The following is an 11,585-nucleotide window of genomic DNA, read 5'->3' as shown; positions in this document are numbered from 1 at the left end:
CAATGAGTCGCAGGTGAATAATATTGATTAGATCACAGCATGAAAGATGGTTCAAGGTTAAAAAACGACCAACTTGAAAATCGGGCGTATTAGCCCCTAAAAAGAGAAATTCTACAGCCTCAACGCCCAATTCAGCGGGCAATTGAAGCGAAGCGGAAATTGATCCGCTGCAATTGTTTGTTATAAGTCTATGCACCAACACTATGCACTACACCTATATTTTTGTCCGTTGGATCGAAGCTTATACCGGACTGAAGTAGTATTTTGTATCCGTTGTCATAGTAAGCTGGTGGAAATAATGAATGGACACCGACTGTATGCCCATTCCCCAGCCAATCAAAAGCTTTCTCTAGCGGAATTCGAACTATACCTCTAATTTGATTTGCGTAATTCAAGGGGCGGCCTGAACCTCCTCCTTTACAGCGAAACAGCAGCCCATGTTGAGCATGAGGCCTCAGAAAGTAGGATGGAGCCGCAATTCTTAAATCAACGAGTTCAGTATTTTCGCCATTCCAATATCCAGGCTTATCTTTTCTTCTTCGTTCTAAATCGGCTCCGACAAGATATACATAAGCATATTTATTTGATTCGCTTGGAATTCTCTTTTGAAAGTGAAGAAAGTGACCATCTCGAGTTGATTTAGCTTCGTGACATGCAAACCAGAGAGCAACCCAAATATTATCAACCAAATCAAGCCATGTCGTTTGCAAGCCGTAATGCTGAAGGAGAGGTTCTGCTGCGTAATCACCAAATTTAGAGAACGCGGGACAAGCACCCCTATATTCATCAATTTTTTTATTTAGTCTTTTTTCTCGGCTGTATTTAGCCGCATCGGTATCAATACCTCTATACAAAGCAGGCCGAAGTTCATCGTAATAATTGCTTTGACCTCTGAAATAGATCCCCTCAAGTGTATTGTGCTTAAGATATCCAGCAGCCATTATCAATGCATGAGACTCTTCAATATCGAGAATTTTAATTCCATTCTGATCAACCCATGTTGACCCAATTATATTTATATTTTCGAATCCCATCCGACTACCTTGACTTATAACGCTTTGCTCACCGGAAAATTAGGAGCGTAGCGAGTAATTTTTCCGCGTGCAGCAACTTGTTACATGCTTTACTGCACACAATCTTTAATTGGCATTCTTCCAAATACCTTTTCTAACATTTTTGTTGCTATCACTTGCCCAGCAGTAGTTAACGTAAGTTGATGAAGAGAAAGCTTGTCATATTCTTCAAGAAAGGAACACACATTCGGAAACTTAGATTTAACACCTTCGGATTGTAGGACTGGATATTTTTTATTGAAGCTGTCCTGCAAGGTATTTCCTCCCATTATGTTGATATAGTTTCCAGCTCCTGATGAAGCAATTGTCTTTAACTTGGCTATAGAAATGTTTTTACATTGAGATAAATAATGTTTATTTAATTCAATAAACACATGATCTAAAGCCGCCTCATTGCTAATTGATAAAGATTGAATAAAATGAACAATTGGCAAAACAGACAGTAGTTCATGCGTTAATTTAGGTATGATTTCCACTGCAGATTCGACACAGTTATCAACGTAATCATCGTTCTCTTTTTCTAGCCTAGCTTGCAGCAATTCAGACAGTAGGTTTATATCAATTTTTTCACCTTTCTTAGCTGCTCCTTGAACTGCAGAATTAAATGTACTTTGTACATCTGGCTCAGCCAGTTTAGAGACTTCTATTTGCTCTAGTCTAGCTTCTAGCTTTTGATAAGTTGAAGAGACAAGTGTATTTACGTTTTCCTGTGCCTTTTGAGCTGCAGCAGCCTCCAACTTTGGAAAATTCTCGTGTAGCAGTAGGTTGAATAGCCTCTCACAACTTTCAAAAGTCAGACCTACAGCCATATCACCTGCAACTTGAATGGATGTAGAGTTGTCCTTAACCGTTGCTTTTTGATTCATCTTTCTCACCTACTGTTAGGTTTCCGCCAACCTGAATACCTGTTCCATTTTTAACGTTCTGTTTTTGCGTTGTCTTATTGATAATCTTTGAACCGACAACGAATAAACCTACTAGAGCTAAAAGTGCACCTATGTAGGTTGCTATATCATTACCTGTTAAGGTATTTAGCCAATCTATCATTATCTGATTATTCCTTGGTTTTGCATGTAACAGCGTTTTATACGGAATTCCGTATAAATCCCGTACGCTACCGTACGAAAATCGTCATTCCGTAAAAAATAAATTAATAATATTCAGCCGGTTAGGTGCTCTTTTGTTAACCGTAACAAGCAACACAAGGCAAAACAAAGCGAGCCTAGTATTTACCGAGACCAAATTTGGCCCCCATAAAGGATTTAGCTGATTCATTTTGTGATTATATATCAAATATTTAGACATAAGGTGTGAACAAAGCGAGACTTTTACAATTTATTTACCGCGCCAAAACGTGGCAAAATCAGCCAAACTTCATTACACCTGTATAAATAAACAGCATTCAAAGCAGGCAGTAGTCCATGGCTAAATCACCATTCATTGAATCGATTAGAGCAGATTTGCGGGCTCGCCGTTATAGCTTACAAACCGAAAAAACGTATCTATTTTGGATTCGCCAGTTCATTTATTTCCATCACATGCGTACCCCAATGAAATGGCAAACACCGAAAGATCGCCAGTCAATTCACCAAGTGGGTTACGGCGCATACCTTTCGCCATTCTTTTGCTACTTAATTACTGCTAAACGGTACTGATATTAGAATGGTACAAGATTACTGGGTCATGAAGACGTTAAACCACTGACGTTTACACTCATGTGATAGGCGATTATACCCCTATCAGGTGTGAGTAGCCCTGAGCGAATGACAATCCAGTGGAGATAGTGACAGCGTTTGTAACGCGGCGCCTTAAGAGCTGCCGAAAAAGTTAAATCATGGCCTCAATTTGCTGCCATTCTTGCTCGGTAACGGGTTGCACAGAGAGTCGCCCTTGTTTAACCAATATCATATTAGCCAATTCTGACTGCGCTTTAATTCGTCCTAGGCTGATCACCCTCGGATAGGTCAACTTGTGCTTAATATCCACACAAAACCAGCGGGGGGTGTCAAAGGTAGCTTTCGGGTCAAAGTATTTGCTGGTTTCATCATATTGAGCGGGGTCGGGGTAGGCGGCGCGAACGATCTCGGCCACGCCGACGATACCAATTTGCTTACATTGGCTGTGGTACATAAATACTAAGTCGCCCTCGGCCACTTTATCTCTTAAAAAGTTTCGCGCTTGATAGTTTCGAATGCCATCCCATTTTGCGGTTTGGTTTGGCGCGAGTTGTAGATCGCGGATACTGTATTCGTCGGGTTCGGTTTTAAACAGCCAATAATTCATTATTTTGTTTCACTGGTAAGGCGAATGAGCGAACTGATGCTCGCTCACCCATTTGAGATAAATTAGTTTACCCGAATCTTGGATAAGCGAACAATACTATGCTTTCCTGCAAAAACGCTGTGAATATATCCCTATACGCTTTGCGTTTTCATCCCTGAAAACGAAATTTTGCCGTAAAGCATACTTTATTTTGCAGCGTTAGACTTAAACAGAACTGAGGTTAGTTACTAAAGCTGGTCCAAATGGGGGCATGATCAGAGGGCTTTTCAATGCCGCGGAGTTCATAATCAATACCAGATTCGGTGGCTTTCTCAGCTAAGGATGCCGTAGCAAGGATCACATCAATACGCAGACCGCGATTATCATCAAAACCTTTTGAGCGGTAATCAAACCAGCTGTATTGATCACTAACCGTTGGATTTAATTGACGGAAGGTATCAACTAAACCCCAGTTGGTTAAGCGCGCGAGCCATTCTCGCTCTTCAGGCTGAAAGCTACATTTACCGGTTTTTAACCAGCGCTTGGCATTGACGTCACCGATCCCGATATCAAGATCCGTTGGCGAAATATTGATATCTCCCATCACGATAAGTTGTTCGCCGGCTTGGTGCTGGGTTTCTAAATACTGCTGTAAATCGAGGTAAAATTGGCGTTTGTAAGGGTACTTGGTTTCATGGCTAATGTTGTCACCTTGCGGGAAGTAGCCATTCAAAATACGCACCGGTTCGCCGTTTGCGTCTGCGACCGTGACCATGATCATGCGACGTTGGGCATCTTCAGAATCGGTCGCAAAGCCTTTTTGTACGGCTAGAGGCTCATTTTTACACAGCATAGCTACGCCGTAATGGGCTTTTTGACCATGAAAATAAACGTGATAACCCATGGCTTCCACTTCTGCGAGTGGAAAAGCATCATCGTGAACTTTAATTTCCTGCAGGCCAATGACGTCAGGCTGGTGCTTTTCTATTAACGCTTGCAGCTGATGTAAGCGTGCGCGCAGGCCATTGATGTTAAAAGAGACAATTTTCATGATAAAAATCCAATTCAGAATGTGGCCACATACTAGTGCAGCCATAAATAAGATTCAATCTGGATCCTATACCCAAGCATCTCTGGGTTGATTGGGTATATGTTAGCTTTGGCCAATTGGTTTCTCTGCCGCAGGGGCCGTTTTTTTATGCTGCTGACTAATATAAACGCCGATAAAAATACAGGCGATGGCCAGTCCTTGTAATAATGAAATGGTTTCCCCCAGTAATAAAACGGCGAGCAATAACGCAAAAACAGGGATCAGGTTTGAAAATGCCGCCACTTTTAAAACGCTCACTTTGGCGATGGCGTAATTATAGAGTCCGTAAGCACCAATCGTGACAAAAGCACCAAGATAAACAATGCTGAACAAACTCATTAAGTCTTGTTCGGCAGGGAAGGGGATAGCAAACGCTTGGGGAGCAAAAAATAAGCTGCCACTGATTCCCTGCAAGGCAATCAAGCTAAGCGGCGAGTAACGCGTGGATAGTTTTTTCACGCACAAGGTATAAACCGCGGCAAAAAACATGGCGCCCATTTCTAGCGCGTTACCTAAAAGCGGGTTAGGTGCGTGCTCGGAAGTATTTGATACCACTGACAGTAAAATACTGCCGCCAATGCAAAATAAAAAGCCCACCGCAATTGCACTAGTGCATCGCTCCTTTAGGAAAAACCATGCCAAAACTGCGACAAAAATGGGTAGGCAAGACACTAATACGCCCGCTTGCGCGGCAGAAGTATAAAGTAACGCTTGACCTTCAAACCAAAAAAACAAGCAAGGCTCGGCTGCACTCATTAACAATAGTAGTTTCCAGTCGCCTGACTGATAGTTAAATTGACGTACCCAGCGCCATAAGCAAGCGCAGCAAATCAAAGTAATAGACATGCGTAAAAACATGACCCATTCCGGTGGATAAAACTGAATGGCATGTTTGAGTGCGATATATGAGCTGCCCCAAATGATCATGGCAATGGTTAGGCTGAGGTTAGCAGGCATGGCAATTAGTCCGTTAATATACTGCAGGTGATTAAATTAGCAGCTAATTTACCTGTAATAGTCGGGCTTATCCAGCATAAATGAAAAGACTTTATCGGGTCATTTTTTTTACAAATACCACCACGAACAAGGCAATGGTAAAGCTGCCGGTAAATGCTTCTATCGCCGCCATACCACGCGAAAGACCAATCGGGGTAAAGTCACCATAGCCTAGGGTGGTAAAGGTAACCACGCTGTAATAGAGGCATTCTAGCAACGAGATAAAATTTTCCATGATACTGTGATTAACATTGAAGGAGACCGTTTCACCGGCAAAGCTAATACCAAAAATAAAGTAAAAAATAGCACTGACAATAATCAGTAAAATAGAAAACAGCACCACGCGTAATGGGTCTTCACCGTAACCGCAGAATAGATCGACCGTTTTTGAGAATAACCGTGCAAATGACCATTTCGGCATTTGATAACGCCGCATGGTCAGCTCTTGCTGTAAAAATGGTCCCGCTAATGAGAACAAACCTTGTTGTTCACTGGCTTTGCGTAAATCGCGATAAATCTCTTCGGCTTGCTCATAATTATCCCAAGCGGCAGCTAGGTCATTTTCTTGTAATGCTTGTTCGGCGCGCTGTTCTTGCAGTAGTTTTTTGCCAATTTTTACATTATCAATTTTGGCCTTAATAAGTTTAACGCCAAGTAAATTGCATTCTTCTAAGTGCACACAATGAAGATTAGCGCCCGTTAAATCGGCCTTCATTAAGCTTCCTTTACAAATTGACGCATTAAATAAGTGGGCACCCCGTAAGTTTGCACGGTAGAAGTCACTGCCGGTTAAGTCATAGCCCGTTTTAGAGTGACGCTTTACCAGGTTGACGCCCGCCAAATTAGCGTGTTGTAGCGCTAAGCCATGTAGCATGCCACCCTGAGCGGCGTATTCTTCTAAGCGGCTAGCGGTATCCTCATCCGACTTATCCGTATCGGGGTCGTGCCAAAAGCATAGCCCTGATGTACCTGCTGGCGCATCACATTGTGCACCTAAGTGATCAAAATATTGGCAATGATGTTGGCTTTCACTTAATGGCTCTTTAATGCGTTCAGACATAACCTGTTCCCTACTAATGCCTTAGCTGAGTATAGGCGAAAGAATCTGGCTTGTTGCAGGAGCCAGAAGTGAGGTTAAGTAATTAATTTGGCTAAAGGTTCTAATTTATAGAAGGGTTTTGGCTAATTATCTAGCTTGTTATCGAATTTGTATAAATTACACTTATTAAACTAGCAAGGGAGGATTTATGGGATTATTAGTAAAAGGCCAGTGGCGAGACCAGTGGTATGACACTGAAAAAAGCCAAGGTGAATTCAAGCGAGAGCAAAGTCAGTTTCGTCATCAAATCGAACCCGATAGCGAAAAAGGCTTTTTTGCTGAGTTTGGGCGATATCACCTTTATGTTTCTTTGGCTTGTCCTTGGGCGCACCGCGCTTTGATTTTTCGTCAACTAAAAGATCTGACCGAGCATATCAGTGTCTCTGTGGTTAGCCCTGACATGCTTGAAAATGGCTGGGAGTTTGACCAACAAGCGGGGCTGGTGGATGACCTATATCACAATGACTACCTCTATCAAATTTATCAAAAAGCTGATCCGCTCTACACGGGGCGAGTGACAGTGCCTATTTTATGGGACAAACAAACCCAGACCATCGTCAATAATGAGTCGGCTGAGATTATTCGTATTTTTAACTCAGCATTTAACTCATTAACCGGTAATGAACAAGATTATTACCCACTCGCGCTACGGCCAGAAATAGAGGCGATTAACCAAAGAGTGTACGAGCGAGTGAATAATGGCGTCTATCGATGTGGTTTTGCCACCACTCAAGAGGCTTATGAGCAGGCGTTTGTAACATTGTTTGATGAGCTTGACCATCTTGATAGCTTACTGAGCAAACAGCGCTATCTAGTGGGGGATACCTTGACTGAAGCGGACTGGCGTTTATTCACTACGTTAGTGCGGTTTGATGCGGTCTATGTCGGGCATTTTAAGTGTAATCATAAGCGCATTGCCGATTATCCACATCTACAAGGCTATTTAAAAGAGCTATATCAAATGCATGGTATCGCTGACACAGTCAATATGGCGCACATTAAGCGCCATTATTACTTTAGCCATACCATGATTAATCCCACTCAAGTGGTGCCTGTTGGGCCTAAACTGGATTTTGATTCGCCCCATCTGCGCGATGAACAGGTTTAGAAAATAGTAGGGCAAAGCCGTTAGCAGTAAACATTCAGCAGGTAATAAATAAAAAATATTACCTGCTTTTTGCTGTGTTATTTTTTCCCCGGCATTTTAGCCGCTTGATGAAAATCAGCCTTTAAGGCTAAAAATCGTTCTCTGTGCGCGCCAGACAACGGCACCCCTTCAAGTGTATTGATACAGCTTTCACACTCTTCAATGTACTTGCGCGCTTGTTTTTTATCGGCAATTAACAATTTTATACTGGCTTGAAGTTTATTAACCGCCGCGCCTGAGTTCATAGGCGCTTTTTTCAAGGCGCGATCAAAATAGCCACGCGCGGCCTCATAATCGCCATGTTCGTAAGCTTGTTTACCCATTTTATTAAGATCTTTAAACGCTGCTAAGGTGTCTTTCATTTCACCTTGAGAGACTTTTTCCAATGTTTTACTGGTGACATCATCAAGTACATCGCGTGTCGCTAAGGTATCGGCCATTACCTCGGCATACTCATATTCACCGATGCCCGCTAAGGCTAACATTGACTCTGCTAAAATGGCGGTAGATGCATCATCATGCTGCTCTAAAATAGGTTCAATAGCATGTAATAAGGTACGCTTAGCTTTTAGCATTTCACCTTTGGCTTCATGTACGCGGGCGTGGCAAATATTTTCGTACATATCAAAATCAAAATCTTCTTGGCGACCTTCTTCATGGCGTCCTTTAAATAAAGCAGAATGCACATCTTGTAGGATACGATTTCTACGATGAGGATCTTCCGTGTGTTTTGCTGCTTCTAAAATACTGCGCACGTAGTTGGCTAAATGTTCAACAGCCGGGTAAAACGAGTTACGCGAAAGCTGCAAAATGGCACCAAAGCTGTCTTTTGCCATGTCGAATTCTTGAGCATCGGTGGCAAGGCGCGCTAACAGTTTATGCCTATCAATGCTGTGATAGGCTAACTCTGCCGCCCGAGTGACTATGCTCAGTGCTTTTTCTGGATTACCTTTGGCCTCATAAGCTCGTCCTAACCATTCATAGGCATCAATCAGTAAGGCATTAGATTTGATCACTTTCTCGAGGGTGGTGATCGCTTTGTCGTACTTTTCTTGCAGAAAATACACTTTACCTAAGGTAATACAGGCCCAAGTAAACTCGCGTTGTTCAACAATTTTTTCTAGCAAGACTTGCGCCGAATCGTAGCGCTCTGTGCGGATCAGCATCTCAGCCATTAAGTTACGGCAGTAATTTTTGTATCGCGTATCTTCTTTAAGTTTACGTCGGCAGTAAGCGGCTGTTTTATCGTATTCTTTTTCCCTTAGGGCGGTATAAATATCGACTAAATCGGCTTTTTTCCGGTAGCAACGTTGCACTCGAGTATCTAACTGATGACCCGAGAAGGGTTTCATCAAATAATCATCTGGCTCAAGTTCCAGGGCGGTGAGTACCATCGAACGAGAGTTATCGCCTGTTACAATAAATAGGATCGCATCAACGCTGACTAGATTGTGGTTACGCAGGTATTCGAGTAACTGGCGACCATTTTTACCTGAGCCTAAGTTATAGTCGACTAACAGCAAGTCAAAGGGGATTTCACGACATAGCTTTACTGCGGCTTCAGCCGTATCGGCAAAATAAACAGAGCCGCAGCCTAAGTTAGTGAGCATGGCTTTTAACATGACTTGGAAAGCGCGTTGGTCGTCAACGATTAGCACTTTCTTTTTGTGGTAACTATAAACTTCTGATTCCAATGGTGTTTCCTAGTTTTATTCAGTGCTTTTTCAATTTAAGCCAGCCACAAAAGTGTAGTCAAAAAAAGGTACAGCTTGCATTATAAAGTGAAGATAAATATTTATTCATGTTTTCTTTGGTTACGCCGATATAAATCTTAACCTTGCTAACTTGCGTGATGAGATGATATCAGGACAAATTCGCCAACATTTGCTTACCGATGAATTGCAGTTAGGGCAAAGCCTTAACCAAGCCATTCATCACGGACATCGAGCGCAGTTCTCGTTGTTGCTAAGCATGCTTTGCGCTGACGTACCTGAGTTGCCTCAATTTGGTTTAGCTGATAAACCAATGATGAAAAAACCAGAGGCTGATTTACGGGCTGAATTTGGTCTAGGTAAGCCTGTTCCGATTCGTGGTCCTGGTATTTCAGCGGATAGAGCTAAGTCGTTCAGCGAGTTAACAGCACAAGGCCTGAATGCGAGTGTCCGTTTACAGCAGTTATTACAACCGACGCCTTTATGTCAAAACGATCCTACTGGCGGTTTGGGCCAAGAAGTATTAGATAACGTTAGTCTTAAAGCGCGCTTGCAGTGGATGGAAAAGTTAAACAAAATCGTGCCAGAGCCTGTTAAATATGACGACATAAGTATGAATCAGATTATTGAAGGCTTTGATTACAATAAAGAGTTAAAGCTTAACAAACTGGATTTGGTGGCGTAATAAAGGCCTGATTGAACAGGCCTTGTTTTGTTGTTGAAAACGATTATCTGAATACCACGGTTTTATTGCCGTAAACAAACACTTTCTCATCTAACACCAGCGACAATGCGCGCGTTAATACTAACTTTTCCACGTCTTTACCTGCTTTTGCCATGTCTTGCGCACTAAAACTATGATCAACGTGGATCACGTCTTGGGTAATGATAGGGCCTTCATCTAGGTCGTTGTTAACAAAGTGCGAGGTCGCGCCAATGATTTTAACGCCGCGATCGAACGCTTGTTTATACGGGCTGGCACCGATAAAAGCAGGTAAGAAGCTATGGTGTATATTGATGATTTTATTGGGGTAGTTAGCCACAAACTCCGGCGTTAATATCCGCATGTACTTCGCTAACACGACATAGTTTGGTTCATATTGATTGATCAGTTCAACAATTTTGGCTTCGTGCTCAGGGCGAGATAAGCCTTCGTGACTCACGGTGTGATAAGGAATATCAAACTTAGTCACTAAGTCTTCCAATGCATCGTAGTTACCTATCACTGCTGCAATCTCAACATCCATGCCGCCGTAAGCTTGCTTCATTAAGATATCACCAAGGGCATGAGCTTCCTTGGTCACCATAATTACAATGCGTTTACGGCCAGCTTGAACTAAGTTGCGGTTGGCGCCTTTCGGCAGTGCTGAATCAATATCGGCTAAAAAGGTCGCATCATTAAAGTGGCCTTCTAGCTCGGTACGCATAAAGAAACGGCCGAAATCGTTATCCACAAACTCGTTGTTTTTAATGATATTTAGCTGGTGTTTGTAACAAATATTGGTGATTTGCGCGATTAGGCCTTTTTGATCTTGGCAATCGGTTAACAGTATTTTACGTTCCATCTTAGTGCTCAACTCAAATTGTTTTTAATTAATTATTTGCCACAACAGGCTTTAAATTTCTTCTGACTCATACAAGGGCAAGGATCATTACGCCCCGGTAGCAGCGATTTTTTATTAGGATTAAATGCCCCGTCGGTATACACCCAAGCGCCTGCAACACGCGTAAAGTTTGACACTTCGTGATGATATTGCAGTGTATTGTCCGCTATAAACCAAGCGCGAAACTCAACCGTGCCTTGGTTGTCATTCGGCCCACCTTGGCTGGCGAAAATCTGTAAGCTGCGCCAATCGGTTTCTTTACCTGATTGAGCTAATAGTTCGGGTGTTAAGTCGGCACGAAAATCGGGGTGCCAAGTGTTAAATAAATACTCCCCTAATTGCTCGATATAAGCACTAAAACGCGAGCGCATTAGCGCTTCACAAGTGGGGGCTGCAAGTTCACCTAAATGTAACGGTTGGCAGCATTTTTCATACGGTAAATCATTACCACAGTGGCAGCGGGTCATTTAATTCTCCTTAACGGCGCTATTATGCACAGGTTAAGCAGGATAATGAAGTCACGAAGGGGAAGAAAAAAGCACGAAACTACTACAATAGATCAAGAAGCAGTCAACCGAGTGGCTAACTGCTGTGTTATTTCA

The 11,585-nt window shown here is 42.5% G+C and carries 12 protein-coding genes and 1 pseudogene; 3 read left to right on the top strand and 10 right to left on the bottom strand.

The window, feature by feature from the left end:
* Positions 1-188: 188 nt before the first annotated feature.
* From K6Y31_RS01670 to K6Y31_RS01660, 3 genes are all read right to left on the bottom strand, one after another.
* The gene (locus tag K6Y31_RS01670; RefSeq protein ID WP_233051126.1) at positions 189-1,034 is read right to left on the bottom strand and encodes an FRG domain-containing protein; all 846 of its coding nucleotides are present in this window, start codon (positions 1,032-1,034) and stop codon (positions 189-191) included.
* Between the two features lie 89 nt (positions 1,035-1,123).
* On the bottom strand, positions 1,124-1,939 hold the full coding sequence (locus K6Y31_RS01665; RefSeq protein ID WP_233051125.1) for an LPO_1073/Vpar_1526 family protein: 816 nt from the start codon (positions 1,937-1,939) through the stop codon (positions 1,124-1,126).
* Positions 1,917-2,120, bottom strand: a complete 204-nt coding sequence (locus K6Y31_RS01660; RefSeq protein ID WP_233051124.1) for a hypothetical protein — start codon at positions 2,118-2,120, stop codon at positions 1,917-1,919. Before K6Y31_RS01660 ends, K6Y31_RS01665 begins: the two co-directional genes overlap by 23 nt.
* A 374-nt stretch (positions 2,121-2,494) precedes the next feature.
* On the opposite strand from K6Y31_RS01660, the pseudogene K6Y31_RS22415 reads away from it, so the two are divergent.
* Positions 2,495-2,572, top strand: a pseudogene (locus K6Y31_RS22415) (hypothetical protein); the annotation flags it as partial.
* Positions 2,573-2,900: 328 nt separating this feature from the next.
* Here K6Y31_RS22415 and K6Y31_RS01650 read toward each other — a convergent pair.
* The 4 genes from K6Y31_RS01650 to K6Y31_RS01635 form a co-directional block, all read right to left on the bottom strand.
* Complete coding sequence (locus K6Y31_RS01650; RefSeq protein WP_233051123.1) at positions 2,901-3,356, bottom strand: EVE domain-containing protein; 456 nt, start codon at positions 3,354-3,356, stop codon at positions 2,901-2,903.
* Between the two features lie 220 nt (positions 3,357-3,576).
* The gene (xthA, locus tag K6Y31_RS01645) at positions 3,577-4,386 is read right to left on the bottom strand and encodes an exodeoxyribonuclease III (protein WP_233051122.1); all 810 of its coding nucleotides are present in this window, start codon (positions 4,384-4,386) and stop codon (positions 3,577-3,579) included.
* 102 nt (positions 4,387-4,488) lie between these two features.
* The gene (locus K6Y31_RS01640; RefSeq protein WP_233051121.1) at positions 4,489-5,382 is read right to left on the bottom strand and encodes a DMT family transporter; all 894 of its coding nucleotides are present in this window, start codon (positions 5,380-5,382) and stop codon (positions 4,489-4,491) included.
* Between the two features lie 91 nt (positions 5,383-5,473).
* A complete protein-coding gene (locus tag K6Y31_RS01635; protein ID WP_233051120.1) occupies positions 5,474-6,481 on the bottom strand; it encodes a pentapeptide repeat-containing protein in 1,008 nt (335 codons plus the stop codon).
* A gap of 187 nt (positions 6,482-6,668) precedes the next feature.
* Here K6Y31_RS01635 and K6Y31_RS01630 point away from each other — a divergent pair, with 187 nt between their 5' ends.
* Positions 6,669-7,628, top strand: coding sequence for a glutathione S-transferase family protein (locus K6Y31_RS01630; RefSeq protein WP_233051119.1), 960 nt, complete (start codon positions 6,669-6,671; stop codon positions 7,626-7,628).
* A 77-nt stretch (positions 7,629-7,705) separates the two neighbouring features.
* On the opposite strand, the gene K6Y31_RS01625 is transcribed toward K6Y31_RS01630, so the two are convergent.
* Complete coding sequence (locus tag K6Y31_RS01625) at positions 7,706-9,361, bottom strand: response regulator (RefSeq protein WP_233051118.1); 1,656 nt, start codon at positions 9,359-9,361, stop codon at positions 7,706-7,708.
* Between the two features lie 163 nt (positions 9,362-9,524).
* Between K6Y31_RS01625 and K6Y31_RS01620 the strand changes: the two genes are divergently transcribed.
* Positions 9,525-10,064, top strand: coding sequence for a VC2046/SO_2500 family protein (locus tag K6Y31_RS01620; protein ID WP_233051117.1), 540 nt, complete (start codon positions 9,525-9,527; stop codon positions 10,062-10,064).
* A 43-nt stretch (positions 10,065-10,107) separates the two neighbouring features.
* On the opposite strand, the gene purU is transcribed toward K6Y31_RS01620, so the two are convergent.
* Together purU and K6Y31_RS01610 are read right to left on the bottom strand one after the other, a co-directional pair.
* Complete coding sequence (gene purU, locus K6Y31_RS01615; RefSeq protein WP_233051116.1) at positions 10,108-10,944, bottom strand: formyltetrahydrofolate deformylase; 837 nt, start codon at positions 10,942-10,944, stop codon at positions 10,108-10,110.
* A gap of 32 nt (positions 10,945-10,976) precedes the next feature.
* Positions 10,977-11,450 (bottom strand): YchJ family protein, encoded by a 474-nt coding sequence (locus K6Y31_RS01610; RefSeq protein WP_233051115.1) that lies wholly within the window; start codon positions 11,448-11,450, stop codon positions 10,977-10,979.
* Positions 11,451-11,585: the final 135 nt, after the last annotated feature.

The sequence above is a fragment of the Motilimonas cestriensis genome, from assembly GCF_021295315.1.
In the GTDB taxonomy this organism is placed as follows: Bacteria; Pseudomonadota; Gammaproteobacteria; order Enterobacterales; family CBDFNC01; genus Motilimonas; species Motilimonas cestriensis.
Note: the sequence above shows the minus strand (reverse complement) of the source record. Positions and strands in the feature narration are given on the sequence as shown.